The organism is Pedobacter quisquiliarum, from assembly GCF_014642175.1.
GTDB lineage: Bacteria > Bacteroidota > Bacteroidia > Sphingobacteriales > Sphingobacteriaceae > Pedobacter > Pedobacter quisquiliarum.
On sequence record NZ_BMIL01000005.1, the window covers coordinates 303187 to 329575 of the forward strand.

21 protein-coding genes are annotated in these 26389 nt (G+C 46.1%); 14 read left to right on the forward strand and 7 right to left on the reverse strand.

The features are described from left to right. Positions 1 to 161: 161 nt before the first annotated feature. Entirely contained in the window at positions 162 to 2618 is a 2457-nt protein-coding gene (locus IEW69_RS09525; protein WP_188626609.1) for an ATP-binding response regulator, read from the forward strand. Here the strand turns inward: IEW69_RS09525 and IEW69_RS09530 are convergent. From IEW69_RS09530 to dxs, 3 genes are all read right to left on the reverse strand, one after another. Next, the gene (locus IEW69_RS09530) at positions 2603 to 3934 is read right to left on the reverse strand and encodes a sigma-54-dependent transcriptional regulator (protein ID WP_188626610.1); all 1332 of its coding nucleotides are present in this window, start codon (positions 3932 to 3934) and stop codon (positions 2603 to 2605) included. The genes IEW69_RS09525 and IEW69_RS09530 overlap by 16 nt on opposite strands. A gap of 79 nt (positions 3935 to 4013) precedes the next feature. Then, a complete protein-coding gene (locus IEW69_RS09535; RefSeq protein WP_188626611.1) occupies positions 4014 to 4322 on the reverse strand; it encodes a hypothetical protein in 309 nt (102 codons plus the stop codon). A gap of 152 nt (positions 4323 to 4474) precedes the next feature. After that, the gene (gene dxs, locus IEW69_RS09540; RefSeq protein WP_188626612.1) at positions 4475 to 6403 is read right to left on the reverse strand and encodes a 1-deoxy-D-xylulose-5-phosphate synthase; all 1929 of its coding nucleotides are present in this window, start codon (positions 6401 to 6403) and stop codon (positions 4475 to 4477) included. A gap of 135 nt (positions 6404 to 6538) precedes the next feature. Between dxs and glyA the strand changes: the two genes are divergently transcribed. Continuing rightward, entirely contained in the window at positions 6539 to 7810 is a 1272-nt protein-coding gene (gene glyA / locus IEW69_RS09545; protein WP_188626613.1) for a serine hydroxymethyltransferase, read from the forward strand. 2 nt (positions 7811 to 7812) lie between these two features. Next, positions 7813 to 10290, forward strand: coding sequence for a PAS domain S-box protein (locus IEW69_RS09550; RefSeq protein WP_188626614.1), 2478 nt, complete (start codon positions 7813 to 7815; stop codon positions 10288 to 10290). Positions 10291 to 10421: 131 nt separating this feature from the next. Here IEW69_RS09550 and IEW69_RS09555 read toward each other — a convergent pair whose 3' ends face one another. The 4 genes from IEW69_RS09555 to IEW69_RS09570 all read right to left on the reverse strand — a co-directional run bounded on the left by IEW69_RS09555 (position 10422) and on the right by IEW69_RS09570 (position 14931). Then, entirely contained in the window at positions 10422 to 11120 is a 699-nt protein-coding gene (locus IEW69_RS09555; RefSeq protein ID WP_188626615.1) for a ComF family protein, read from the reverse strand. A gap of 268 nt (positions 11121 to 11388) precedes the next feature. Then, a complete protein-coding gene (rlmN, locus tag IEW69_RS09560) occupies positions 11389 to 12438 on the reverse strand; it encodes a dual-specificity RNA methyltransferase RlmN (protein ID WP_188626616.1) in 1050 nt (349 codons plus the stop codon). Between the two features lie 25 nt (positions 12439 to 12463). Further along, on the reverse strand, positions 12464 to 13513 hold the full coding sequence (rluF, locus tag IEW69_RS09565) for a 23S rRNA pseudouridine(2604) synthase RluF (protein ID WP_188626617.1): 1050 nt from the start codon (positions 13511 to 13513) through the stop codon (positions 12464 to 12466). An 89-nt stretch (positions 13514 to 13602) separates the two neighbouring features. Beyond that, complete coding sequence (locus IEW69_RS09570; protein ID WP_188626618.1) at positions 13603 to 14931, reverse strand: M23 family metallopeptidase; 1329 nt, start codon at positions 14929 to 14931, stop codon at positions 13603 to 13605. A 107-nt stretch (positions 14932 to 15038) separates the two neighbouring features. On the opposite strand from IEW69_RS09570, the gene IEW69_RS09575 reads away from it, so the two are divergent. From IEW69_RS09575 to IEW69_RS09625, 11 genes are all read left to right on the forward strand, one after another. Beyond that, positions 15039 to 16211 carry an amidohydrolase family protein gene (locus tag IEW69_RS09575; RefSeq protein WP_188626619.1) on the forward strand — a complete coding sequence of 391 codons (1173 nt, stop codon included), beginning with the start codon at positions 15039 to 15041 and terminating at the stop codon, positions 16209 to 16211. 4 nt (positions 16212 to 16215) lie between these two features. Then, positions 16216 to 17157: an NAD(P)H-dependent flavin oxidoreductase gene (locus tag IEW69_RS09580; RefSeq protein WP_188626620.1), complete on the forward strand. Its 942-nt coding sequence runs from the start codon at positions 16216 to 16218 to the stop codon at positions 17155 to 17157. 85 nt (positions 17158 to 17242) lie between these two features. Next, positions 17243 to 17518, forward strand: coding sequence for an acylphosphatase (locus IEW69_RS09585; protein ID WP_188626621.1), 276 nt, complete (start codon positions 17243 to 17245; stop codon positions 17516 to 17518). A 1-nt stretch (position 17519) separates the two neighbouring features. Continuing rightward, the gene (locus tag IEW69_RS09590; protein WP_188626622.1) at positions 17520 to 19025 is read left to right on the forward strand and encodes a lipopolysaccharide biosynthesis protein; all 1506 of its coding nucleotides are present in this window, start codon (positions 17520 to 17522) and stop codon (positions 19023 to 19025) included. Between the two features lie 17 nt (positions 19026 to 19042). Beyond that, complete coding sequence (gene dut / locus IEW69_RS09595; protein WP_188626623.1) at positions 19043 to 19474, forward strand: dUTP diphosphatase; 432 nt, start codon at positions 19043 to 19045, stop codon at positions 19472 to 19474. Beyond that, positions 19428 to 20279, forward strand: coding sequence for a lipoprotein insertase outer membrane protein LolB1 (gene lolB1, locus IEW69_RS09600; RefSeq protein WP_229663579.1), 852 nt, complete (start codon positions 19428 to 19430; stop codon positions 20277 to 20279). The genes dut and lolB1 overlap by 47 nt, the downstream gene beginning before the upstream one ends. An 18-nt stretch (positions 20280 to 20297) precedes the next feature. After that, positions 20298 to 21560 carry a murein hydrolase activator EnvC family protein gene (locus IEW69_RS09605; protein WP_188626624.1) on the forward strand — a complete coding sequence of 421 codons (1263 nt, stop codon included), beginning with the start codon at positions 20298 to 20300 and terminating at the stop codon, positions 21558 to 21560. A gap of 76 nt (positions 21561 to 21636) precedes the next feature. Next, entirely contained in the window at positions 21637 to 22032 is a 396-nt protein-coding gene (locus IEW69_RS16940) for a Sec-independent protein translocase subunit TatA/TatB (protein WP_229663580.1), read from the forward strand. Positions 22033 to 22042: 10 nt separating this feature from the next. Beyond that, the gene (locus tag IEW69_RS09615; RefSeq protein ID WP_188626625.1) at positions 22043 to 22252 is read left to right on the forward strand and encodes a Sec-independent protein translocase subunit TatA/TatB; all 210 of its coding nucleotides are present in this window, start codon (positions 22043 to 22045) and stop codon (positions 22250 to 22252) included. Positions 22253 to 22278: 26 nt separating this feature from the next. Beyond that, the gene (gene gatA, locus IEW69_RS09620) at positions 22279 to 23712 is read left to right on the forward strand and encodes an Asp-tRNA(Asn)/Glu-tRNA(Gln) amidotransferase subunit GatA (protein WP_188626626.1); all 1434 of its coding nucleotides are present in this window, start codon (positions 22279 to 22281) and stop codon (positions 23710 to 23712) included. A gap of 36 nt (positions 23713 to 23748) precedes the next feature. Beyond that, entirely contained in the window at positions 23749 to 25080 is a 1332-nt protein-coding gene (locus IEW69_RS09625) for a lytic transglycosylase domain-containing protein (RefSeq protein ID WP_188626627.1), read from the forward strand. The last annotated feature ends 1309 nt before the right edge of the window (positions 25081 to 26389 follow it).

A 26389-nucleotide genomic window follows, 5' to 3' on the forward strand; every position in this document is an offset into this window, starting at 1 on the left:
AACATTTCTTTTAATAAAGGGAATTGCTCTTTTGCAGGAGCTTAAGTTGAACGTTGATGAAGAATCGATAAGTTGCTTGTTGAGAGAAAAAGTGCTTCGCTACGCGGGAAAGCCGCAGCTTAAATTTTAGAAATACAACAGAATATTACAAAGGGGATATCTTGAGGCCAAAAATAATCATTGCGCTAGTGCTGGCATGTTGCGCATTACTACTCGCCTGGGGTGTTAGCAAGGTGGCATTTACAGAAATGCTTAACACGGTTGCCAACATCTCTGCACCAAATGAACGTTTAAGAATCGTACATAAACTTGCCGGGAACATCTCTGCAATGGACCAGCTGCAGAAAAAGCAGGCCATCAGCGACCCGGGGGATTACGACAAGTTCTTCGCGCAATCTAAACAGTTGCGTGCCGTGCTCGATACGCTCAAAGCGCTTTATGGTAACGACTCGGTGCAACAAGTCCGTATTGCCACCGTCAACGCCTTACTTACCGCTCGCGACGAGCAGTTTGTGAACTACCTGAAGGTTCGGGAGCAATTGGTAAACGACGGGGTGATTCAGCGGCAGGTGAAACGGGTGAATGCGCTTGTGGCCAAAAATGCCAAAAAAGTGGACAGCACCGTAGTAACTTCAGAACAAAAAACCCTGACCACCACCGTCGTTCCACAGGAAGAGGACAGTCGCGGCTTCCTCCGCAAACTTTTTAAACGTAAGAAGCCGGAAGAGGCAAAGCCCTTTCAGATTGTAAGTGAGGAGAACGTAAAACGCGATACTGTTAACATCATCAACGATGTGAAGATCGCGAAAGACGTGAATCGATCGCTACTGGTCATCCAGAATGCACAGAAGTTAAAGAGTCAGGCTTTCATTGAAAAAGAGGGGGAACTGGCGAATGCGAACACGAAGCTAATCGGCGAAATGCTGAACATCTTGCGCAAGGTGGAGGATGAAGCGGTTAACCAGATCGAAAAGAGCAGCTTCCGCGCGAAGGCTGTCGTAAATACAGGTATCTCCCGCATCAGCACTATTATGCTGGTCTTCTTCGGCATCACCATAATCCTGCTGTACCTGATCCTCACGGATATCACCAAAAGCATCCGCTACCGAAAAGCCCTTGAAGCTGCAAGGGACGAGGCTGAATTTCACGGCAGGGCCAAACAGCGCTTCCTCTCCAACATGAGCCATGAAATCAGAACACCGCTGCAGTCCATTATCGGCTACGCAGAACTGATCAAACAGCAGATTTACCCGCAACGCAAGGATATTGATGCCATTTATTACTCTTCGGAACACTTGCTGCAAATCGTAAATGAGGTACTGGATTATAACAGAATCGTCTCCGGGAAATTTACTTTTTCAGAAGATACCTTCTCGCTGAAGGGCCTGCTGAAGGAAGTCATCATGATCCTCAAGCCGCAGGCGGAGAAAAAGAACCTGCAGCTGAACACGGATTTTCAACTTGGGGACATTGACTACATCTCTGGGGATGCTTTCCGCTTAAGGCAGATCCTGCTGAACCTGGTGGGCAATGCCGTTAAGTTTACCGCTGAAGGGGAAGTCCTGCTTACGGTTTACTTCAAGCGTAAAGGGGAGGACCTGCATTTTACCTTCAACGTGACGGATACCGGTGTTGGTTTTACGGAGGAGGAAGGTGCGCATATCTTCGGCGAGTTTGAACAGTCGGAAACGACGGCCTCCATGGCGAAAGAAGGCTCTGGTTTAGGGCTAACGATTGTAAAGGCATTGGTTGACGGTCAGGGTGGCCGGATTTATGCTAAAAGTAAAAAGGGGCAGGGCAGTAGCTTTATGGTTTACCTGCGTTTTAAATATGCCGCTGCGCCTGTAGAAGAAAAATCGTTAACGCCAAAGTTGGAAAATGGAATGGAAGTATGGGTAATTGATGATGACAAGCTAATTCTGGAGCTCTGCGGCCTCCTCTTACAACGACATGAAATTAAATACAGGGCCTTCGACTCACCGAGGGAAATGCTGGAAACACCGGTTACCCCTGCAGTTAAATATATATTGATGGATCTAAGGATGCCGGAAATGTCTGGCAGTGCCTTGTTTAAGCTCATGAAGCCGAAGCTGAACCCTGACGTTAAAGTTTATTCCGTGACGGCACAGGTGCTTCCTGAGGAGCGCGCGAAGCTGATGGAAATGGGCTTTGATGGCGTGGTGATGAAGCCTTTCCGCGAACAGGAACTGCTGACGCTGCTAAAAGCTGGCGAATCACAGCCCCAGCTGTCGCCCATGTCAGTGGCTTCACCGGATATTACCTTCGATCCAAGTTATCTCGAGAAGATGACGTTCGGTGATGAGGAACAGCTGTTTAAGATTCTAAGACGCTTCAGCGAAGATTGCTTGCAGGACATTGATGACCTGAAAGCGAGCATTGACAGCAATAATGTGAGTCAGTTTTCGCTGCTGGTACATCGCCTTGCCGGGCGCATCGCGCAGATTGGTTCTGGGGAACTAGCGGCGGATTTCAGGAAGCTGGAAATTGAAGTTATGGGCTGTACAGAAATCAACCCAAAACTTAAGGCAAGTGCCGACCGGCTGATCCCGGGCTTATATTACCTGGTGGACCTGGTTAACGATTATTCAATCTCGTAACGCTCCATTTTACTGTAAAGCGTCTTACGGTCAATATTCAGCAGCTTCGCTGCCTGAGATTTGTTGTACTTTACTTTTACCAGAGTTTCCATGATGAGTGCCTTTTCATTGGCCTCATTGATGGCCTTAAGGTCTGATCCGGAGGTTTTCGGTACCGTATGACGGATCGCCAGTATCATTTCATCCGGTAAAGCCGAAACTACGGCGGTATCGGTTGGACTAAGCAGCACCATCCTTTTAACAACATTCTTCAATTCTCTAAGGTTTCCAGGCCAGTCGTACTGCAGTAGCAATGCTTTGGCTTCTTCGGAAATATGCTTCACGTTACGGCCAAGCTCCTTGTTTGATAGTCGTACGAAATGGTCTATGAAAAGTTCAAGGTCTTTCCCGCGCTCGCGTAATGGCGGCAACTGGATTTTAAACTCGTTAATTCTGTGGTAAAGATCTTCACGGAAGCTCCCGTTGGAAACGGAATTCGCAAGATCATCGTTGGTAGCCGCAATGATCCGTACGTTCACAGAAATGGACTTCGTGCTACCCAATGGCTGGATCACACGCTCCTGTAAGGCACGAAGTAACTTAATCTGTACCTCGTAGCTGAGGTTACCTACTTCATCCAGGAATAAAGTTCCGCCGTTGGCGGCTTCAAACTGGCCTTGTTTATCGCTGATTGCGCCGGTAAAGGCACCTTTAACGTGCCCGAACAATTCGCTCGCAGCAAGGTCTTTGGAAAGCGCGCCGCAATCTATGGCAACGAATGGTTTCGATGCGCGTTTACTTTGTTTGTGTAATGCTCTGGCGGCATATTCTTTTCCGGTACCACTTTCGCCCTGAATGATTACCGACATATCGGTAGGGGCAACAAGGCTGATGTGTTCGTAAAGTTTATCTGCTGAAGGACTATGGCCTTTGATGGTTTCATCGTCTGCAGGTGCTTTGGCAACGTCCTCTTCTTTGTCGTTATCCAGTGCATTCTTGACGATCATCAAGAGCTCATCCGGGTTTACCGGCTTCGTGATGTAATCTGAGGCACCTTGTTGAATAGATTTAACCGCTGTTCTCACGTCATTGAAACTGGTCATGATAACCAGTGGCAAGTTTAAACCCTGTGCATTCACGTAGGAAAGGATATCCAGACCGGTACCATCTGGCAGGCGATAATCTACTAGTAAAAGATCGTATTCTTTCTGATCAAGGAAGCGGTAGGCGTTCTTGATATTGTGAACCACAGTTGGCTCATGCTGGTGCTTTTTGAAAAAGCCCTCTAGTAATTGAGAAAAGGTTAAGTCATCTTCAACAATTAGTATTTTTGCCATATTTGCGTGTTAAGATAACAAAAATACAAAAGCCGGAGGACTTCCGGCTTTTATGTTTAGATTTTATATAAATAAGGGTTTATTCTACAACTACACCATCTTTGCCAATTTTCAAAGATGCGGTTTGTCCTTCTTTCGCTAATTCTACCAAATACCATTCTGATTTGTTAGCTGCTGTTACCAGGTACGCTGCACTTGGTGTGAACTCTTTGTACTTGTCAGACTGTAAAGTAGTCTTCACTGCATCAGGTAGTTCTTCAAGTTTTACAGGAACTTTGGTAGTGCTATCTTGTTGAATGGCGATCATTGGAGCTTTAACGTCACTTGCTTTTACAGTAGTCAGTCCTGCGAATGCTAGAAATGCTGCTGATAAAATCATCTTTTTCATGTTATTTAGTTTTAAGTTTAAATGATTGTGGTTATGATCACTAGTCTACACAACTGTGCCAATGCCACTCCTGTACCTAAACAACTCTAAAATAGCGTTTTATGATATCTGCCTGTGAAAAAATGTGTGGAGCTCTGCAACACTTTGACCGCTTATGAAGCGATTGTTTTGGTTGTTCTGCTTACCGCAACCTTGCGAACAGCGTCCATAATGGCTGCCGTATCGTAGCCGCAGATAGACCAAAGCTCTGGTTGCTCCCCATGCTCAATGAACTCATCCGGAATGCCCAGACGAATTACATCTGCCTTGTATTGCTTATCGCCCACGAACTCCAATACAGCGGAACCCATTCCACCTTGCAAACAGCCATCTTCGACAGTAATTACCGTGCTGTAGCGTTTGAAAACCTCATGTAATAAGGCCTCATCCAGTGGTTTCACAAATCTCAGATCATAATGTGCAGGGTAGATGCCCTCGCTGTTCAGCTCTTTACAAGCGGCAACTGCGAAATTACCAACATGCCCGATGGTTAGAATGGCAACATCCTCACCATCGCAGATTTTACGTCCTTTACCAACTTCAAGCGCCGTGAAGCTACGTTTCCAATCTACCAGAACACCGTTTCCTCTTGGATAGCGAATGGAGAATGGTCCTTGATTTTCAAGCTGTGCGGTATACATCATGTTGCGCAGCTCCTCTTCATTCATCGGCGCGGCAATCGTCATGTTCGGGATACAGCGCATGTAGGCGATGTCGTAAGCACCATGATGCGTCGCACCATCTGCACCTGCTAAACCAGCACGGTCAAGGCAAAATACCACGTTCAAATTTTGGATTGCAACGTCATGCACCACCTGGTCAAATGCCCGCTGCATAAAGCTGGAGTAGATGTTACAGAAAGGTACTAGACCCTGTGAAGCCAGGCCTGCAGAGAAGGTCACTGCGTGTTGTTCCGCAATGCCGACATCAAAAGCACGGTTGGGCATGGCTTTCATCATGATGTTCATGGAAGATCCGGATGGCATTGCAGGCGTGATGCCCACGATGTTCTTGTTGCTTTCTGCAAGTTCAACAAGGGTATGCCCGAATACATCCTGATATTTTGGTGGCTGCGGTTTCTGGGAAGCGGAACTTTTAATCTCACCCGTAATCTTGTCGAACAAGCCCGGTGCATGCCATTTGGTCTGGTCTTTTTCTGCAAGTGCAAAGCCCTTACCTTTTACGGTAATGCAGTGCAATAGTTTCGGACCAGGAATATCTTTCAGGTCTTTTAATATTGAAGCCAGCTTCTTAACGTCATGTCCATCAACTGGACCGAAGTACCTGAAGTTTAAGGCTTCAAAAAGATTGCTTTGTTTAAGTAGGGTGCCCTTGATGCTTTTCTCGATCTTCTTAACGAAGTTATGTGCATTCGGACCAAGCTCAGAAAGCTTGATCAGCGCATTGGAGATGTCATCACGGAAGCGGTTATATGATTTTGAAGTCGAAATGCTGGTTAGATACTCTTTTAAGGCGCCAACATTCGGGTCGATCGACATACAATTGTCGTTCAGCACCACCAGAAGGTTAGAGTTTTCTATTCCCGCATGATTTAACCCTTCAAAGGCAAGGCCAGCGGTCATTGCACCGTCGCCGATTACGGCAACATGCTGACGGTCTTTCTCACCTTTATAGTGTGCAGCAACCGCCATACCAAGGGCAGCAGAGATGGAAGTGGAGGAGTGTCCTACACCGAAGGTATCATATTCACTTTCACTGATCTTTGGGAAACCGCTGATACCATGCAACAGGCGGTTGGTATGGAAAACGTCTTTCCTGCCGGTCAGGATCTTATGGCCATAGGCCTGGTGGCCAACATCCCATACCAATTTGTCGTATGGGGTATTTAAAACATAATGTAGGGCAACAGTTAATTCAACTACACCAAGGCTGGCACCAAAGTGACCGCCATTTACACTTACAACATCAATGATATACTGACGAAGTTCCTGACTTATTTGTTCTAGATCATCCTCTGTATACTGCTTTAAATCAGCAGGATAATTGATGTTCGGTAGCAATGGATGGGCGTTTACTTCCATGTAGGTTTTTATAGAAAAGATGTACAAAGTACGTCATTTTGTTTGAATATAAGATGCAAAAAAATACCTAACAGCCTGATTTGCTCGGCAAGTACGCGGAAAAAACATTATTTTTACCGAAATATACTTCGATAAATGGAAAGAGATAATTTGATATTCGACCTAATAGACAGAGAATTAGACAGACAGGAAAACGGTCTGGAACTTATTGCTTCAGAAAACTTTGTGAGTAAACAGGTTATGGAAGCAGCGGGTTCAGTGCTAACCAACAAATACGCAGAAGGCTTGCCAGGAAAGCGCTATTATGGTGGCTGTCAGGTAGTGGACGAGGTAGAGAATATCGCAATTTCAAGAGCAAAACAGTTGTTTAACGCAGAATGGGTAAACGTACAGCCGCACTCCGGTGCACAGGCTAATGCTGCGGTGATGCTGGCGGTAATTAAACCAGGCGACAAAATCCTGGGTTTTGATCTTTCTCATGGCGGTCACCTTACACACGGTTCTCCTGTAAATTTCTCCGGAAAACTTTATCAGCCATTGTTCTACGGTGTTAAGCAGGACACGGGCTTAATTGACTATGAAAAACTAGAAGAAATTGCACTCGCAGAAAAGCCTAAACTCATCATTTGTGGTGCTTCGGCATACTCAAGAGAGTGGGATTATGCATTTATCAGAAAAGTAGCAGATCAGATTGGTGCATTGGTGCTTGCTGATATCTCACACCCGGCTGGTATGATTGCGCGTGGTTTGTTGAATAACCCGCTTCCACATTGCCATATCGTAACAACAACAACGCATAAAACCCTTCGTGGCCCACGTGGTGGAATGATCATGATGGGTCAGGACTTTGAAAATCCATTCGGATTGAAAACACCTAAAGGTGAGCCCCGCATGATGTCCTCTGTATTGGATATGGCGGTTTTTCCAGGTACACAAGGTGGACCATTGGAGCACATTATTGCTGCTAAAGCCATCGCCTTCGGAGAAGCTTTAAGCGATGAATACCTGAGCTACATCACGCAAGTAAAAGTAAATGCACAAGCTATGGCAAAGGCGTTTATGGACCGCGGCTACGGCATCATTTCAGGTGGTACAGATAATCACATGATGCTGATCGACCTGCGCAACAAGAACATCACCGGTAAAGATGCGGAACAGGCACTTGGAAAAGCGGAAATCACCGTAAATAAAAACATGGTACCATTTGATGATAAATCGCCATTTGTGACTTCAGGTATCCGCGTTGGTACCGCTGCAATTACAACCAGAGGCTACAAAGAGGCTGACATGGAAGAATTCGTTTCGCTGATGGATCAGGTCCTTAGCAATCCTGCAGACGAAGCCGTGCTTGCTGACGTAAAAAGCAAGGTTACTGCACTGAGTGCACTTTATCCGCTTTATAAATAAGCATGCTAACGTCAGAATCCCGAAAGCCATTGCGGTCCGATGATGAAGAGGGCCGCTTAAATGCGCTTTATGAATATGACATACTTGATTCTGGCAGGGACGTTGGTTTCGATAACCTAACTAAACTTGCCAGACAAATATTTAACCTACCCTATGTCTTTATCACTTTTGTGGACAGACATAGGGTCTGGTTCAAATCTGCCATCGGCCTTGATGCAGATGAAACGCCGCGCAGTAATTCATTCTGCGAATGCGCGATAAAGGAATGGGATGTACATGAAGTTTGTGACGCCTTGGCGGATGAACGTTTTCGCTCCAATCCACTCGTTATTGGTGCACCACATTTCCGATACTACGTTGGCGTGCCGCTGATAAATGAAGACGGTTATGCCCTTGGCACCTTGTGTCTGCTTGATGACGTGCCAAACAAGATGAGCGATGAATGTCGTGACATGCTCAGAACCATTGCTGCAGAAGTCATGATGCACCTTACTGGCAGAAAAAAGGCGATCGCGCTGCAAAATGAAACGCAGCGCCTGGAAGCCATGCTCAACATTTCTGCATTTTCACCAGAGATCCATGCGACGCTAGATTTTAAAGGTAAAATCATGTTCATCAATGGTGCTGTAAAGAACTTACTTGGGTATTCCGTTGAAGAAGCGCTGAATCTGAATCTGTGGGACATTTGCTATAAGGAAGACATGCAGCTGGTGCTGGATACCCTGCATAAAGGGCTGGAAGCAGGTAAGCACGAGTTCGAGATCTTGTTCAGAATCCTGAGCAAAGACGGTTCATTACGCTGGTTCAGCTGGAGCCTGGTCACCATAAACAGGACCTGGTATGCCTATGGGCGCGATCACACCGAGCGGCGAAAGGTGCAAAGTGAACTGACCAGACTATCACTTGTTGCAAGCAAAACGAACAACGCTGTGGTTATCAACGATCACAACAATGAGGTGATCTGGATCAATGACGCCTTTGAAAAAATCACGGGTTTTAACCTGGAAGATCTTCGCGGGCACAGGCTTGGGGATCTGCTCGCCGGGCCGGGTACAGACCTGAACGGCATCGCACAAGCGAGAGAACACTCCAGACGCAACGAATCGTTCGCCTTCGATGTGCTTTGCTACCGCAAGGATAAGCAGCAAATCTGGCTATCCGTTTACAATACCATGGTGCTCGATGCGCATGGTAAGGTAGAGATGGAAGTGGAAATCATTATAGACATCACGGATAAGAAGGTTGCTGAACGCGCATTGATGGATGCCAAGGAAAAGGCCCTGCAGCTCAGTGCCTCAAAGGAGATGTTCCTATCCGTTATGAGCCATGAAATACGGAATCCGCTTAATGCCGTGATTGGTATGACGCACCTCCTGCTGGAGAATGATCCCAAACCTTCTCAGCTTGAAGACCTCAAAATCCTTAAATTCTCTGGAGAAAACCTGATTCACATCATCAACGATGTGCTGGACTATACCAAGATCGAAACCGGGAATCTGGAACTGGAACATATCCCCTTCAGCCTTAAAACGCTGGTTAACGATATCCTGAATTCCCTCCAGGTAAACGGAAATAAAAACAGCAATCAGCTGAAGCTCATCTACGATCAGGCAATTCCGGAGCAGCTGATGGGAGATAAAACCCGAATCTACCAGATCCTGATGAACTTGCTGGGTAATGCCATTAAGTTCACCGACCACGGAACAGTTACCCTGAAAGCACAGGTGGCAACTGCACAGGCAGCGCAGCTGCAAAATGCTGCAGATACTACTGCTGTGGGACAACCCTTTTTGGCAAATGATGGATCAAAGATCCAGATCAACTTTGAAGTTAGTGACACCGGGATAGGCATCCCTGAGGATAAACAAGTCTCCATCTTTGAATCTTTTACCCAAGCGCGGACAGATATCTCCAGAAAATACGGCGGCACGGGCTTAGGACTTGCCATCACCAGGAAGCTACTGCAATTGCTGAAATCTGATATTCATGTGCAAAGCACAGAGGGGCAGGGTACAACGTTCTTCTTTTCCATCGTGTTCGATCAGGTGGACCATAAGGAAATCGAAGCCAGTCTGGAAAGTCAAAGCGGGGTATTCAGGGGTAAAAAGGTGCTTGTAGTGGATGATAATGAAATCAACATCCTGATCGTCAAACGTATCCTAACAACATGGGGGCTCGAAAATGATGTGGCAGCAGATGGGGAAGAAGCAATTCGGAAAGTGATGGAAAACCGCTATGATCTCATCCTGATGGACATTAACATGCCGGGAATAGATGGCTTCGAGACCACCAGCATCATCCGCGAACTTAATGGATCGTATTACCAGGATGTTCCGGTTATTGCACTCACGGCCTCCACGCAATATCATGATAGCAGTAAAATCTCCGCATCTGGCATGAATGGCTACTTATTGAAACCCTTCAATCACGACAAAGTGAAGGCGGTACTCTCAGAATTCCTGGGCAACCACACCAATTAGCTTAATACACCCGAACTAGCCTTAAAATAGTGAAGGGCCGATAATCCGCAGACTATCGACCCTTACCATCTAAATTAACGCTCTCGGATATATAAACGCAAGTGGTTATGAATTGTTGTAATTAATTGAAATTATTTTGTGAACGCTACTGCGGCGATGCTTAAGCTCTTTATCCCGGCGTCGTAAAGCACTGATGCGCAGGCTTCAAGCGTCGAACCCGTGGTAATTACATCATCAACAAGCAACACGTTTTTCCCTTGCAACATCGACCCGTTGTGCACAGCAAAGGCAGATTTCAGGTTCTCGTAACGGCTAAATCTGCCTTTCCTGGTCTGACTGGAAGTGGAAACTGTTTTCACAAGCACATTCGTGCATACTGGCCACCCCATAACCGTACCTAAACCTTCCGCAATACACTGACTTTGATTATACCCTCGCACCCTTTCCCGCTTCGGGTGCAAAGGCACGGGTACAATGAAATCAACTGCCCACCCAACATTACTTTTTAATAGTCTTTCCGCAAGTAAAACGCCCAATAAGGTCCCAAGTTCAGGCTTGCCCTTATACTTCAGGTTGTGGAGGATTCGCTGTACGCGCGATGCTTTCCTGAAGTAAAACATCGCCATAGCATTTGCACATCGTATACGCCCCCATAATTGCTTCGCTACAGGATTATCAGCGTACAGCTGAAAGTCCGTGTAGGGGAGGTCAAAGCGACAGAAAAGGCAAAGCAGATGCTCCGTCTTCAATAGCGGCTGACCGCAAGCATTACAAAGATTGGGAAACAGCAGCTGAAGAAGATCAGCTGCAAGGGTTTTTATTTGCTGCATGTTAGCAGTATATGGCTACATGCAGCAAGAATGTTAATATATTAAGCAAGCGCTAAAGCCAGCATAAGAAATCGCTCATAAGAGTCCAGCACTAGAAAGCCAATCTACAAAGCCCTCGCTAAAGGCTCACCTATAAACCAGGCACTATAAATCCGGCGCTAAAAATACCTCATAAAAAGCCACCCCTGGAAACTCTCGCTGTAAATCAGGCGCTAGAAAGCCCTCGCTAGAAAGTCAACCCTAAAGCCCCCTTTATAAAAAAGAAAAATTAAGCTTGTTCCTTAACCGCGAGCTGGCCGCAGGCCGCATCAATATCTTTACCGCGACTACGTCTGATGTTCGTGTTTATCCCCTGGCTCTTCAAATAATTCGCAAACGCATCAATCTTATCCCCCTCTGCATTCACAAAATCTGCAAACTGGATAGGGTTATATTCAATAAGGTTTACTTTACACGGTACGTGTTTGCAGAATTTTGCAAGTTCCACGGCGTCCTGCAACTCATCATTGAAGTGGTTGAAGACAATATACTCGTAAGTAACCGGGTTTTTGGTTTTAGAATAGTAGTACTTTAAAGCTTCTGCAAGCGCAGAAAGTGAGTTATGCTCACTAATCGGCATGATCTCATGGCGCTTCTTATCGTTCGCAGCATGTAAAGACAGTGCGAGGTTAAACTTCACCGCATCATCCCCAAGCTTCTTAATCATCTTGGCAATACCTGCGGTAGAAACCGTAATCCTTTTAGAAGCCATGTTCAAACCATCAGGTGCAGTAATGCGCTCAATAGACTTCATCACATTGGCATAATTCAACAGCGGCTCACCCATACCCATGTACACGATGTTGCTCAATGGTGCATTGTAGTTCTGCTTAGCCTGCTGATCTATTAAGACCACCTGATCGTAAATCTCATCCGCATTAAGATTACGCTTACGATCCATATAACCCGTTGCGCAAAACTTACAGGTAAGGCTACAGCCAACCTGCGAACTTACACATGCCGTCATGCGCTCTTCCATTGGAATCAACACGCCTTCCACAATGTTCCCATCGTATAACCTGAACGCGCTTTTAATCGTGCGATCATTACTGATCTGCGCGCTGTTCACTTCTACGACGTTAATGGTGAAATGCTCATCAAGTTTCTTCCGAAGGTCCTTCGATAGATTACTCATCTCCGCAAAACTGCGGGCAGCCTTCTCCCACAACCATTGGTAAACCTGTTTTGCCCTGTAGGCTGGTTCTTTAATGGAGGTGAAATGTTCTTGTAACTGACTTAAACTCAGTGCCCGGATGTCTGTTTTATTTGTGTAAACCATTTAGGCACAAAGGTAACCAAAAAAATTAGTGTTTTGTACCGCGGCTTCTGCCTGGAGCGCCAGATTTACCTCTGGATGGCTTTACCGGTCTTTTCGCAGGACCGTTACTCTTGTGCCAATCTGGTGTTGAAGAAGCACTTGCAGATCTTCCTGCAGTACGACGCTTATCTTCGTTTGCACCTTTCGCAGGAGGTCTCCCGGCACCAGCTTTACTGCTTGCCGCACGTTTTCCAAAGCCAGCAGACTTACCTCTACCTGCACCTTTTTCTTCTGCCTTAAATGAGGTGAACTGATCACCAAAAGCTTGTTCCTTGTCCTTTGAAGGCGCTTTCTTCGCTTTTGGAGCGGGTGCGTTCGCAGCCGACTTCTCCACCAACTTGTATATTTCTGTTTGTTCTTCAGGCGTAAGTTCACGCCATTCGCCTAATGGGATTCCCTTTAAGCTGATGTTCATGATCCTTGTACGCTCCAGCTTGGTCACTTCATAACCCAGATGCTCGCACATTCTGCGGATCTGACGGTTAAGTCCCTGAACTAAAGTGATCTTGAAAACAAAGGTGCTTTCCTGTGAAATTTTACATTTCTTCGTCATAACACCTAGGATCGGAACGCCTTTAGACATCCTTTCCAGGAAGGCCGTCGTAATCGGCTTGTTTACCGTTACTATATATTCTTTCTCGTGATTGTTACCTGCTCTTAAAATCTTGTTTACCAGATCTCCGTTGTTGGTCAAAAAGATCAGACCTTGAGAATCCTTGTCAAGCCTTCCAATTGGAAATACGCGCTCACTGTGGTTCACATAATCTACAATGTTACTCGGTACACCAGCTTCTGTGGTGCTGGTAATGCCAACAGGTTTGTTGAAAGCGATCAATACAGAGTTTTCCACGGCCGTTGGCTCAATGGTCTGTCCGTTTACCGAAACCACATCACCAAAGATTACTTTATCGCCTACTTTGGCTTTTTTGCCATTGATGTATACATTTCCCTGCTCAATATACCGGTCAGCAGCTCTTCTGGAGCATAAACCACTCTCACTTATGTATTTATTTAATCTTGTAGACGATTCAGACATGTGTTGATAATTTTATTTCGAAATGCAAAGGAATAGATTTATACCCATATAAACTATCAAAATATGATAATGAAGCAATCAATAAGCGCTTAAAGTCCTGCACGAACCCAACCCGTTTCATCCTCCCGATCTTTTACAAGCAGGAAATCTTCATATTTCCCCAACAGATTTACCCTGCTGCCACTATCTAATGTTTTTTTGACCGGCGCTGCAGTCAACGGCGCATCATATAAGGCCAGCTGTGATGTTTTAAGCTCGATGTTCCGAATGCCCGTGTTCACCTGATTCAGCCCTTTGCCAGGCAAATAACCCGTTGTGCCATCTGGCAGCGTCGCTTTATACCAGGACGAAGTGGCGGCTTCGACAAGCATGATGGTCGATGGCTCCAGGGTTTTCAAGGTCAGTGCTTTGCTGTCCGGACTTTCCCGCAAACTCACCTTGCTACTATTTCTAAGTGTTGCATTGATGTTCGTGGTCGCGGCAGTAATGGCCTTCGGCGTTGCTACATCCGTGTTCACAAAGGGTAGGGGGTCTATTGCACCGCCACCCGTATAGATGCCAAAATGCAAATGCGGCGGCGTTGTACTTGCATTTCCGGTATTGCCCATCAGTCCAAGGGTGTCGCCAGTTTTCACCTGCTGTCCCTCAACGGCAAGCTGCTTGTCCAGATGCGCATAATAAAGCGTGTAGTTTTTGCCATTCGGGCGCATCATCACCACCAAACCACCCAGGTTATTTTCCCCCACACGGGTAACCACGCCATCTGCGCTGGCCACTACAGGTGTAAGTTTCGGCCCGAAAATATCAATGCCCTCATGTCTGCGGGTATTCGCATCCCTGCCCACACCAAATAAACTCTCAATCCGCTTCCTTCCGCTGGTCTTCACCGGAAAACTCAAAGAAGGCCCACTCACAATTTCCAGCGTGTAAGCACCACTCTTCAGCAGTTCGGGCTGCAAGCGAAGCAGGTATTCCGCATTTTCATCTACATCTACGGTAATGCTCGCGTTCAGGGTATCTGCAGAAGCAATTGCCTTAGGTGAATTACCTTCCCTAAAAGCCCACAAATCCATGTAAACCATAAAATCTGCCGCAGGTGTTTTTTCCAGACGAATGTTTAAACGCTGGCCCCGAACTACATCAAACCGAAAGGCCGTTGCGGCTACCCGTTCTGCGGGGAAGTAACCCTGCTCTTTATAGGGCACCTGAATGCGCAAGGCTTTAGCAATGCTGTTCTGCCCGGCATCAATCCAGGCCTTACCCATAGCCGTCTTGTCAAGGCCTGCACTGCTCAGCTTCCGCTGATACAGTTCGTATGGGCTTGCCGTCTTAAAAAGATTCACGGGTCCAGTCTTACAAGACGCCAGAATCATGGTCAGCAGTAAACAGCAACTCAGTATAAGGTTTATTCGTTTCATGCAAGGATGTTTACCTTAATACGGTTCCCTGCAAAAAATGTTTTAACCAAAGCGTTTATGCGCCAGGCGAATTTGGTTCAATGCCCCATATACGCGTACTTTGCCCCATGCTAACATATCTATCAGCATCAAACATATATCCCGTCTCTCAACCGCCAATTAACAATGGTGTGCTTGCCGTAGACGATGCAGGGTATGTAAAAGGTTTATATTCAGCTCAACAGGCAGCAACGCTGAAACTCAACATAGATCAACATTTTGATGGTGCATTGCTCCCCGGTTTCGTAAATACCCACTGTCATCTGGAGCTTTCCCATCTTCACCGCCAGATTCCGATGCATACGGGCTTGTTCGGCTTCGTGTCTCAGGTCATGAAGAATCGTAATACAGAAGCACCAGCAATCTTGAAAGCCATGGCAGACGCAGATGCGGAAATGTACCAGAACGGTATTGTGGCGGTGGGCGACATCTCCAATCAAGCCATCTCGGCAACCATCAAACACAATAGCAAACTGTACTACCATACCTTCGTAGAGGCCATGGGCTTTAATCCGGCACAGGTTGAAACGATCATGAGCAAGGCGATAGAAACGCAGCAAAGCTTTAAACCGCTCAAAGCATCCATCGTGCCGCATGCGCCATATTCAGTGTCAAATCCGCTGTTTGCAGCCATCTCCGCATTGGCGGATGATCAAGCAAATCTGATCAGCATGCACAACCAGGAAACACCTGCAGAAGATGCTTTCTTCATGAACAAATCCGGGGCATTCCTCGACCTTTACAAAATGCTCGGCCTAAACCTTGATGCTTTTCAGCCGACTGGCAAATCGTCCTTACAAACGACCTTGCCAAAACTTCCAAAGACAAAGACACTGCTGGTTCACAATACGCAAACCACTAAGGCTGATGTTGACTTTGCTATTGCACATCATCCGGACTTGTACTGGTGCCTGTGCCCGAATGCCAATCTCTACATCGAAAATACACTACCTGATGTCAGCACGTTAGCAGCAGCAAAGCTGAAGATTACCTTAGGCACAGACAGCCTGGCCAGTAATAATCAACTAAGTATTCTAGATGAAATGCTGGTCTTTCAAAAACATAAAAATGTACCCTTCCAGGATTTACTTGGCTGGGCAACCATAAATGGTGCGGAATATTTGGGCATGGAAGAAACCTTCGGCAGCTTTGATGTCGGAAAAAAGCCAGGTGTACTGCTGCTGGAAGGCATGAACAATGAACAGCTATCCGAACAAAGCCGTATCAAAAGATTATTTTAGCAGCATGCAGAATAGAATCACGGAACTTTTTGGCATCGAATACCCCATCATCCAGGCGGGCATGATCTGGTGCAGTGGCTGGAAACTTGCTGCTGCGGTGTCCAATGCAGGTGGACTTGGCATCATCGGCGCAGGGTCCATGTACCCTGAAGTTTTCCGCACACATGTACAGCGCTGCAAGGCGAACACCAGTAAGCCTTTCGCCGTCAACGTACCTTTGCTCTATCCTGACGTAAAAGAAATTTTCGACATCATTGTCGAAGAAGGCGTAAGGATCGTTTTCACCTCCGCGGGAAATCCGGCAACATGGACCCCCTTTTTAAAGGAACATGGCATCACGGTCGTGCATGTTATTGCCAATACCAAATTCGCACTAAAGGCGCAAGCAGCAGGCGTTGACGCCATCGTTGCAGAAGGATTTGAGGCCGGTGGCCATAACGGTCGCGAGGAAACCACCACACTTTGCCTGGTGCCCATGATTGCGGAAGCCGTATCTATTCCGGTTATTGCTGCCGGCGGCATTGCCAGCGGGAAAGCAATGCTGGCGGCCTTTGCACTCGGTGCAGAAGCGGTACAGGTTGGCTCTGCATTTGCCGTTGCCGCAGAATCTTCAGCACACCCGAACTTCAAACAGCAGATTACGCAGGCTGCGGAAGGGGATACCGCATTGCGGATGAAGAAACTGGTACCCGTGCGACTGCTCAAAAATGCTTTCTCAGACGCGGTCGCCACCGCAGAAGCCGAAGGTGCCACGCCCGAAGAACTCCTGACACTGCTGGGCCGTGCCCGCGCAAAAGCAGGCATGTTTGAAGGTGACCTGGAAGCGGGTGAACTCGAGATCGGGCAGGTGGCCGCCATGATCAATGAAATCAAACCTGCCGCCGAAATCCTGCAAAACATATGGAGTGAATTTACAACAGCAAAAACTCAGTTGATGAACTTGTAGTATTTAACATAAGTACAAACAGATCTCTCAGCTTAGCCTTTAGCAAACAAGGCATAAACAACAATACAGACGCAAATATTGACGAATGAAAAAACATATAGACATCAGAATAACAGGCAAAGTACAAGGGGTATCTTTCCGTGCAACAACCAAATACGTAGCCGATCAAATGGGGGTACGTGGCTTTGTGCGTAATGAAAAAGATGGTTCCCTCTTTATTGAAGCAGAAGCCGATGACGTCACCCTCGAAGTTTTCCTGGAGTGGTGTCATGAAGGTTCGGACCGGTCCAGAGTTGAAAACGTGGAGGTCACACCTGCAGAGCTGAAAGGTTATCAGAACTTTGAAATCGTAAAGAAATAAGATGTCTGTCATAAAGAAATTCCTTGGAGACACCGCCATATACGGGTTCAGCACCATCCTGTCCAGGCTCTTCAATTTTATCCTTACACCAATTTTCACCTCGAAGTTCGCGCCTTCGGTGTATGGAATTTTCACCAAAATGTACAGCTATGTCTCCATCGTCAATGCGGTACTCGCCTTTGGAATGGAAACCACGTACTTCCGGTACCTGAACAAACACGAAGATCGCAAGCAGGAAGTGTACAACAACGCCTTTCTCACCATCCTTATGGTGGCCAGTTTGTTCCTCGCCACGGGATTGTACTGGGCGGAAGACATTGCCAGAATGATGCTTAATGCGGACATCAGCGAACTTAAGGACCACACCAGGTATGTGCAGATCTGTGTTTGGCTGTCGTTTTTCGATGCCGTCGCGGTGATCCCTTTCTCTAAACTCCGTGCAGATGGCCGGCCTATCAAATACAGCATCATCAAGTTCGTAAATATTGGAACCTTTATATCCACCAACCTCATCTTTCTTTTCGTAATCCCGGCCATCATTTCCAACGGCGGCATCGGTGCCGAATGGCTGCATAGCTGGTATCGTCCACAATGGGTAGGTTATGTCTTCATTGCCAACCTGCTGGCGAGTTTGGCCGCCCTGCTGCTGCTCTTACCGGAAATTTTGCAGGTGCAGCTACGGATCAACCGCGAGATTCTTGTGAAGATGTTTTCTTACAGCTGGCCGATTCTGGTTGCCAACCTTTCCTTTATCGTCAACGAAAATCTGGATAAGATCATGCTGGGCCATTATCTGCCTGAAGCTATTGCCGATCGCGACACCGGCATCTATGGTGCCGTGGCCAAAATCGCCATCTTCCTGAGCATATTCATTCAGGCTTTCCGCCTTGGAGCAGAACCTTTCTTCTTCAGTCACGCCAAACAGGAAAATGCCCGGCAAACCTATGCCATCATCTTACAGTACTTCGTTATTGCACTAGCCATCATCTTTGTCGGACTCGTTGCCAACATTGAAATCCTGAAGCACTTCATCCGCGGGAAAAACGAACAGGAGCAACTGCTTTACTGGTCCGGTTTACCCGCCGTGCCATTGCTGCTCTTTGGCTACATGTGCCTTGGCATATACATGAACCTCTCCATCTGGTACCGCCTCTCAGACCAGACCCGGTATGGATTGTACATCTCAGCGGCCGGCGCTATCCTGACCATCATTTTAAATATTGTACTGATACCAAGGTTCAGCTATATGGGTTCGGCTTTTGTCTCCATGCTTGCCTATTCGGTGATGATGGTGACGTCCTATGTGCTGGGGCAGAAGCACTACCCAATTCCTTACAAACTCAGCAGAATCCTTGCTTATCTCCTGGCATCCTGCGTGCTTGTTGTCCTGTCCTTTTACATTTTTAACCGCAACATCTACATCGGAAATGCCTTGCTTTTGGCCTTTCTTGCAGCCACCCTTTATTTCGAGAAGGATCAGCTTAAACTAATATTATCTAAAAAATAACCACAAATTTTACCAGAATGCAGATTAACATCATCAACAAATCCGGCCACGCCTTACCTCAATACGAAACTGCCCATGCTGCGGGAATGGACCTCCGTGCACACACGGATACGCAAATCGTGATCAAACCCATGCAGCGTGTATTGGTCCCTACAGGCTTATTTATCGAATTGCCAGTAGGATACGAAGCGCAGATTCGCCCAAGAAGTGGCCTGGCTTATAAACATGGCATCAGCATTGTTAACGCTCCCGGTACCATCGATGCGGATTATCGCGGAGAGCTTAAAGTGTTGCTGATTAATCTTTCAGACACCGATTTCGTCATAAACAATGCAGACCGTATTGCACAGATGGTAATTGCAAAACATGAAACCGTGAGCTGGACACCTGTAGAAACGTTAAATGAAACGGCCAGAGGTGAAGGTGGCTACGGTCATACCGGAAAATAAATACAAATCAATGAAGGGTACTTTCGTAAAAGCAATGGTTATGCTTAGCCTGGTTTCAGTGGCTATGGCATGTAAGAGTAAGAAGGCGGTTGTTGCCACAACACCCGTGGTGAAAGCAGCGCCGATCGTGTCGGATAAGAAGGAAGCGAACGTAAAACTCTTAAGAAGCAAAAACATCAACTTCAATACACTTTCCATGAAAGGCAAGGCGAACCTCCGCCTGCCGGGGAATGAGAATACTGTTACCGTAAACGTACGGATGCAGCGCGACCAGAAGATCTGGATGAGCATCACCGCACTGCTCGGTATCGAGGTGGCCCGCGCGGTCATCACACCCGATAGCATCATGGTGCTTAATAAACTGCAGAATACCTACGTACGCCAGCCTTTCAGTTACATCTACCGCTACACCAGCAGGCAGGTAACCTTTAAAATGCTGCAGGACGTGCTTACCGGTAACACCATCAACACGCTGTTTAACCCCACAAGTATACTCGAGCAAAATGAACAGGGTTTATGGAACCTGAAGGGAAACGAAGGCACACTAGGCTTTAACCTTAACTTCAATGCGCTGCAAAAACCGGGACAGCTGAACCTGAATGACAGCAAAGCGGCGCAGGCACTGAAGGTAAACTACGGGCACTACCAAAAAGTGAATGAGTTTATGATGCCTGCCCAAATCGCAATCAATTCTATGTCTGGCAATAAGCGCGTCGACATCGATTTTGACTTTTCGAAAATAGAAAGTAATGTTCAGGTTGATTTTCCGTTTAAAGTTCCGAAGAGCTACGAGTTAATAAACTAAAATTATACTTTTGATTGAATGAAGTTCTACAAACTAATACTGTTCCTTTTCCTGCTGACTTTTGGTACGACTGCTTTTGCACAGAGTAGTGCGCAGTTAAAGCGAAAAAAGGAAGCCCTGCAACGCGAGATCAACTTACTACAGAAGAATCTAACCAAAACCGCGAGTAGCAAAAAGCTTACAGAGAGTGAAATCAGAGCACTGAATACCAAGATTAACCTGATGCAGGATAAAATTGGTGTGATCAACTCGGAGATACGGAACCTCGACGGTCAGATTCATGAAAATACCAATGCGGTATTATCCCTAAAAGAACAGCTTGCACAACTAAAGAAAGAATACGCAGCCATGATCCGCTTTGCGCAGCGCAATCAGAACGCCTACGATAAAATGATGTTCATCTTCGCCGCCAAAGATTTCAACCAGGCTTACAAACGCGTAAAGTATCTGCAACAGTTCAGCCAATACCGGAAGAAACAAGCCGACTACATTAACGGCACGCAAAAGAACCTCAGCTATAAGATTGTGGTGCTCGACAAGAGTCTTAAAGAAAAGAGCAACTTGCTTAAAGAGCAGGAATCTGAGAAAGAGAAGCTGGGCAAGAACAAATCAGAACAATCCAAAGTCTTAAACAAATACAGTCAGCAGGAGCGCAAGTACTCCAGAGACATCGCTGCGCGCAAGAAGCAGCAGGCAAAGATTGACCGTGACATCCGTAATGCGATTCAGCGGGAGATTGCCTTAGCGAAACGCAGGGCTGAAGAAGCGGCACGTGCTGCGGCGGCTAAAGCCAGGGCGGAGAACAAAGCGGCGCCGGAAGCACCTACGGCAGCGGCAAAAACCAACTCAGGATACCTGAACGCAACGCCAGAAGCTGCGAAGCTATCCGCGGCATTCATAAACAACCGCGGTTCACTGCCATGGCCGGTAGCATCGGGTTCAATCACAGAACGTTTCGGGCGCCACAAAGTGGACCAGGCGAACATAGATCAGAATGGTGTTAAGATCGCTACAGCAGCCGGTGCAGCAGTTCGTGCAGTATTTAATGGAAAAGTTACAACAGTTAACACCTCAATGGGTAAATATTACGTACTTATAAAACATGGGGAGTATTTTACCGTTTATCAGAACCTTGCAAGTGTAAGTGTGTCTGTAGGTCAGGAAGTTAGCACGAAGCAAACAATTGGTGTGGTTTCCGGCTCAGACGGTGTACCCGAGATCGACTTCCAGATTTGGAGGGGCGCTTCGCCTCAGAATCCTGAAGCCTGGATTTCGAAATAGAATTAAAATTTAAATACGTTATATTTGCAATAGCTAATTAACAAGAAATTATAACGATACATATAAAGTCAACACAATGTATACAGGAACATTAGTAGAATTCTTAAATATGGGCGGCGGTGAGATCATGCTTATCCTGGTTGCTGTCTTGCTACTCTTTGGGGGTAAAAAACTTCCGGAGCTTGCCCGTGGATTGGGTAAAGGTATCCGCGACTTCAAAGACGCATCTGAAGGGGTTAAGCGCGAAATTCACAGAAATATCAATGCAGTAGACATTGTTGACGATGTAAAGAGTACCTTTAATGATACCCTAAGCACCACAAACAGCTACGGTTCAACAACAACTAACGCAGATACGACAACCGATACCAATATAGAATCACCTGTTGAAAGCTCAGAACATGTTTCTGAAACCAACTCCAGAGTTGCTGGAACAACAGAACCAACTGAATTAGAAAAAAACAATATTTAACTTAACGATTATGTTAAACACAACCTTATTAGCTGCTCTTGGTGGCACTGAAATCGCGATTATTCTTGTGATTGTATTACTTCTTTTTGGCGGTAAAAAAATCCCTGAATTGATGCGTGGCTTAGGAAAAGGCATGAAGGAATTTAAAGATGGTAAAGACGGTATTGATGGATCAGATAACTTAAATCATGATCACTCAAACACCAACAAACCGTTATAATTTTTCGCTGATCCTTATTCGCTGATTTGAAGAAATATACCGCGTTAGCAGAGATTCAGTCCCTTATCGCCCAGCAATCGCTGCGTCTAACTGACCTGCTGGAATACTATTTTCAACAAATTGAAGATCATAAACACCTCAATGCTTTTAATGAGGTGTTTTTTTTGTCTGCAAAAAAACAGGCTGCCCTTGTTCAGGAGAAAATTGATAACCAGACCGCAGGTAGACTTGCCGGCATGGTTATCGGTATTAAAGATAATATCTGTTATCAGGATCATCTGGTAACGGCCTCCTCCAGGATGCTCGAAAACTTTGTTGCACCGTACTCCGCAACAGTTGTAGAACGCCTGCTCGCAGAAGACGCCATCATCATCGGTCGTCTGAACTGTGATGAATTCGCCATGGGCGGCTCCAATGAAACTTCATATTTTGGTCCTGTACGTAATGCTGCAGATCCTGAACGCGTCGCCGGAGGTTCTTCGGGCGGTTCTGCTGTAGCTGTTCAGGCGGATATGTGTCTGGCTACTTTGGGTACAGATACCGGCGGCTCCGTCCGCCAACCTGCAGCATTTTGCGGTTGTATCGGCTTAAAACCTACTTACGGCCGAATTTCCAGGTTTGGTGTTATCGCTTACGCTTCTTCCTTTGATCAGGTCGGTACCATCACCTCATCTATTGATGATGCAGCATTGCTTTTAGAAGTGCTTGCAGGTCCCGATGAAAAAGACAGCACCGTTTCAGATGCTGCGGTGCCAGCATACAGCGAAGCGCTAAACCGCCCACAGAAACAGAAGATTGCGGTACTGCAGGAAACACTGGACAGCAAAGCGCTGGATCCGGAAATCCGTACAGCCATTCTTAATGGCATAGAAACGCTGAAAGCAGATGGCCATGAAGTTGAATATGTGTCCTTCGATTTGCTGGACTATCTGGTGCCGGCTTATTACGTGCTTACAGCTGCAGAAGCTTCTTCTAATCTTTCCCGCTACGATGGGGTGCATTATGGCTACCGGAATAAGGAAGCTAAAGACCTGAATCAACTATACAAGCTGAGCAGGGCAGAAGGTTTTGGCCCGGAAGTGAAACGCCGCATTATGCTCGGTACCTTCATTCTTAGTGCAGGCTACTATGATGCGTACTATCAGAAAGCACAGAAAGTACGACGACTGATCCGGGATAAAATAGAAAACTTGCTGTCGCAATACGATGCGATCCTGCTGCCTGTTACGCCTACACCTGCATTCAAAATCGGGGCACATATCAAAGATCCGCTGGTGATGTATATGGAAGATATTTTTACCGTACTCGCCTCATTATCTGGTGTTCCCGCAATATCTTTGCCCCTGGGCAATAATGAAGCCGGTCTCCCGTTAAGTGTGCAGGTGCTTGCCGGTCATTTCAATGAAAGTGCCTTATTAAATTTATCAAATCGTTTTTTAAATAGCCTATCGGTAAAATAGAAAGCCTTAAATCCTGCGTGATGCAGCTTGATGCCTATGAAACTAACCTTACGTTTTAATACCGTACTACTCCTGATGACGACTGCCTTCTCGGGGTTTGCACAGCAAAAAAATGCTAAATTAGATTCCATACCTGCTTCGCCTTTTGTATTTCCGAATACTTTTGAAACGGACACCACAGCAGTACCCCTCGTAGATGAGCAGCTGGCCTTCTACAATTACAGCTTCACCAATAAAAAACGTCTCGACTCCATACGCAATGTGATCCCGATGGATTACAATGAATATGTGCAGAAATACATCGACGTGTATACCGGGCGTAAAAACATGATGGGCAAGATGCTTGGCATGTCCAGCTACTACTTTCCCATCTTTGAAAAAGCATTAAAAGCCTATAATATTCCGGACGAGCTGAAATACCTGCCGATTATCGAATCGGCAATGAACCCACATGCGGTTTCAAGGGTAGGGGCTACGGGCCTCTGGCAGTTCATGTTCACCACAGCTAAAGGCTATGGATTGAACATGGATAACTTCGTTGACGAAAGGAAGGATCCGGTGCAGGCGAGTTTCGCCGCTGCGGCGTACTTCAGAGACGCATATGAAAGCCTCGGCGATTGGCTACTGGCCATTGCTGCATATAACTGCGGTGCCGGAAACGTGAACCGGGCCATTCAAAAAGCAAATTCCAGAGACTTCTGGGAAATCCGCCCATATCTCCCGCAGGAAACACGCAATTACGTTCCGGCTTTTATCGCGGCAGTTTACGTGATGAACTATGCGAAGAGCCATCAGATCATGGCGCAGAAATCACCACTCGCGCAAAAGACCGATACCGTGCAGGTAAACCGTTTTGTATCGCTTACCGCATTGTCGGAAGCTTTAGAACTCGAAACCGATGCGCTTTTTGTACTCAACCCTTCTTACAAAAAAAAGATTGTAAATGGTACGGAGGAGTCTCCGAAGCGGATCATTATGCCAGCGGCCCAACTGGACAACTTCGCCCGGATCTATGAGGTGTTAAACGACCTTCCGGTTGATGTGGATACGCGTGTTTACCTGGCTTCAAATGACGATAAACGATTACGCAATAAATCCAGGCAGCAGGCTTCGAAGTCGGCAGCTAATGTTCAGCACAGCTACCATCGCGTGCAGCGAGGCCAGAACCTAAGTACCATTGCCAACAAGTACAACGTGGAAGTGCAGGATCTGAAAGTCTGGAACAACCTTAAAGGAAGTATGGTGGTGCCTGGCCAGCGACTGATTATCTCTGCGAAAGCTGCACCAACTAAAGCAGCACCTGCAAAATCTAAAACTTACATTTCTTATAAGCCAAAAGGATCAGGGTCCGGTTCTGCAAAAATTTAATCCGGAATCTTCGGCTTACAGCTTCCCGATAAAATTGCGGAGCTGTGGGCTGCTATTGACCTTTCAGTCCAGTAGCAGCTAGGTACCAGCTAGGTACCAGCTTCGGTATCAATCCGGGGTCTATGCGGCCTCTACCCGGGGTCTATACGGGGTTGATCCGGCTAAAGGGCGTACGGACGCCGTTTAGACACCGTTATGATGGCCCAGTAAAAGCCAAGCCATTCTGATAATACTCAGCTTTTGATCTTTTTTGTTCTGACTTATGTATATAATCGACCTCGATAAAGCATGTGTATATATATGCTGAATATTGAAGTAACTTTCTATGTACATATAGCAAACCCGGAAATGCTGACTTAGTCTATAAGTTGATCAACGAGAATGCTTATTTAATTAAGCTGATTCAATCATATAAGCTGAGGCGATCAAAAAGGTATCTGAATCTATATAGATGATGCTACCGAAGCTTATTGAAGTATGCAGATTGGATTATTGAGGTGCCTGTATCTATATAGCTAGGCTGTTAAAAGCTTATTAATGCATTTTGATCAAATCAAACAAACGCGGCTATCTATATAGATAGCCTGAAAAAGCCTTATTGGTGAACGTAAATTAATTCAAAACGATAGCTGTACTTATATAGATGAATATCACCGGGCATTTATCAAAAGTATAAGCATCACGACAACAATTCGCCAGAAGTTATGCTGGACGAGAAAACCATTAGAAAAAGCTGATTAGTACATGCAGATCACAGCATAAAACACCTTCGTGTATATAGATAACCTTAAAAAGCTTGTTTATACATGTAGGAGAGGAGCGATGGCTCTACCGTGCAAACACCAAATAGGGTGAAAAACCTGGTTGCTTATACTTATAAAGTTTCTTAAAGTTGCTCCGAAATCCCTTATTGTACAACCTACACAAAGGGATATGCAGTATTGTTAAAATGATTGCGCTTGTTTCCCAGCGAATTAGCTGGGGATAACAAGATATTTCTACATATTGTTTTGCGGGTAGTAATTTTTCTTCTACATTTGCACTCCGCTTCGGAGGAAGAGGATAAGTGAAAAGGATAAAGAAGTAAAGATTTGAAAGGCTGATAAAGGAGTAAGATAATGTCTCTTTTTGCGTTTACCGGAAACGGCAAATAAACTCTGGACACAGCGGAAAACAAAAAGAAAAAAAGAAAAATAAATTCTTGACAATATCAAAATCATTACTACCTTTGCAGTCCCAACAGACAGGGAGCCGCTTAACGGATGTTAAGAGAGGCAAAACAAACAAGATTGAAACAGCAAATTTAGCT

Bases quoted from the DNA above. Each gene is read 5' to 3' on its own strand.
- IEW69_RS09530 (WP_188626610.1), bottom strand. From the start codon at position 3,934: ATGGCAAAAATACTAATTGTTGAAGATGACTTAACCTTTTCTCAATTA.
- IEW69_RS09535 (WP_188626611.1), bottom strand. From the start codon at position 4,322: ATGAAAAAGATGATTTTATCAGCAGCATTTCTAGCATTCGCAGGACTG.
- dxs (WP_188626612.1), bottom strand. From the start codon at position 6,403: ATGGAAGTAAACGCCCATCCATTGCTACCGAACATCAATTATCCTGCT.
- glyA (WP_188626613.1), top strand. From the start codon at position 6,539: ATGGAAAGAGATAATTTGATATTCGACCTAATAGACAGAGAATTAGAC.
- IEW69_RS09550 (WP_188626614.1), top strand. From the start codon at position 7,813: ATGCTAACGTCAGAATCCCGAAAGCCATTGCGGTCCGATGATGAAGAG.
- IEW69_RS09555 (WP_188626615.1), bottom strand. From the start codon at position 11,120: ATGCAGCAAATAAAAACCCTTGCAGCTGATCTTCTTCAGCTGCTGTTT.
- rlmN (WP_188626616.1), bottom strand. From the start codon at position 12,438: ATGGTTTACACAAATAAAACAGACATCCGGGCACTGAGTTTAAGTCAG.
- rluF (WP_188626617.1), bottom strand. From the start codon at position 13,513: ATGTCTGAATCGTCTACAAGATTAAATAAATACATAAGTGAGAGTGGT.
- IEW69_RS09570 (WP_188626618.1), bottom strand. From the start codon at position 14,931: ATGAAACGAATAAACCTTATACTGAGTTGCTGTTTACTGCTGACCATG.
- IEW69_RS09575 (WP_188626619.1), top strand. From the start codon at position 15,039: ATGCTAACATATCTATCAGCATCAAACATATATCCCGTCTCTCAACCG.
- IEW69_RS09580 (WP_188626620.1), top strand. From the start codon at position 16,216: ATGCAGAATAGAATCACGGAACTTTTTGGCATCGAATACCCCATCATC.
- IEW69_RS09585 (WP_188626621.1), top strand. From the start codon at position 17,243: ATGAAAAAACATATAGACATCAGAATAACAGGCAAAGTACAAGGGGTA.
- IEW69_RS09590 (WP_188626622.1), top strand. From the start codon at position 17,520: ATGTCTGTCATAAAGAAATTCCTTGGAGACACCGCCATATACGGGTTC.
- dut (WP_188626623.1), top strand. From the start codon at position 19,043: ATGCAGATTAACATCATCAACAAATCCGGCCACGCCTTACCTCAATAC.
- lolB1 (WP_229663579.1), top strand. From the start codon at position 19,428: ATGAAACGGCCAGAGGTGAAGGTGGCTACGGTCATACCGGAAAATAAA.
- IEW69_RS09605 (WP_188626624.1), top strand. From the start codon at position 20,298: ATGAAGTTCTACAAACTAATACTGTTCCTTTTCCTGCTGACTTTTGGT.
- IEW69_RS16940 (WP_229663580.1), top strand. From the start codon at position 21,637: ATGTATACAGGAACATTAGTAGAATTCTTAAATATGGGCGGCGGTGAG.
- IEW69_RS09615 (WP_188626625.1), top strand. From the start codon at position 22,043: ATGTTAAACACAACCTTATTAGCTGCTCTTGGTGGCACTGAAATCGCG.
- IEW69_RS09625 (WP_188626627.1), top strand. From the start codon at position 23,749: ATGAAACTAACCTTACGTTTTAATACCGTACTACTCCTGATGACGACT.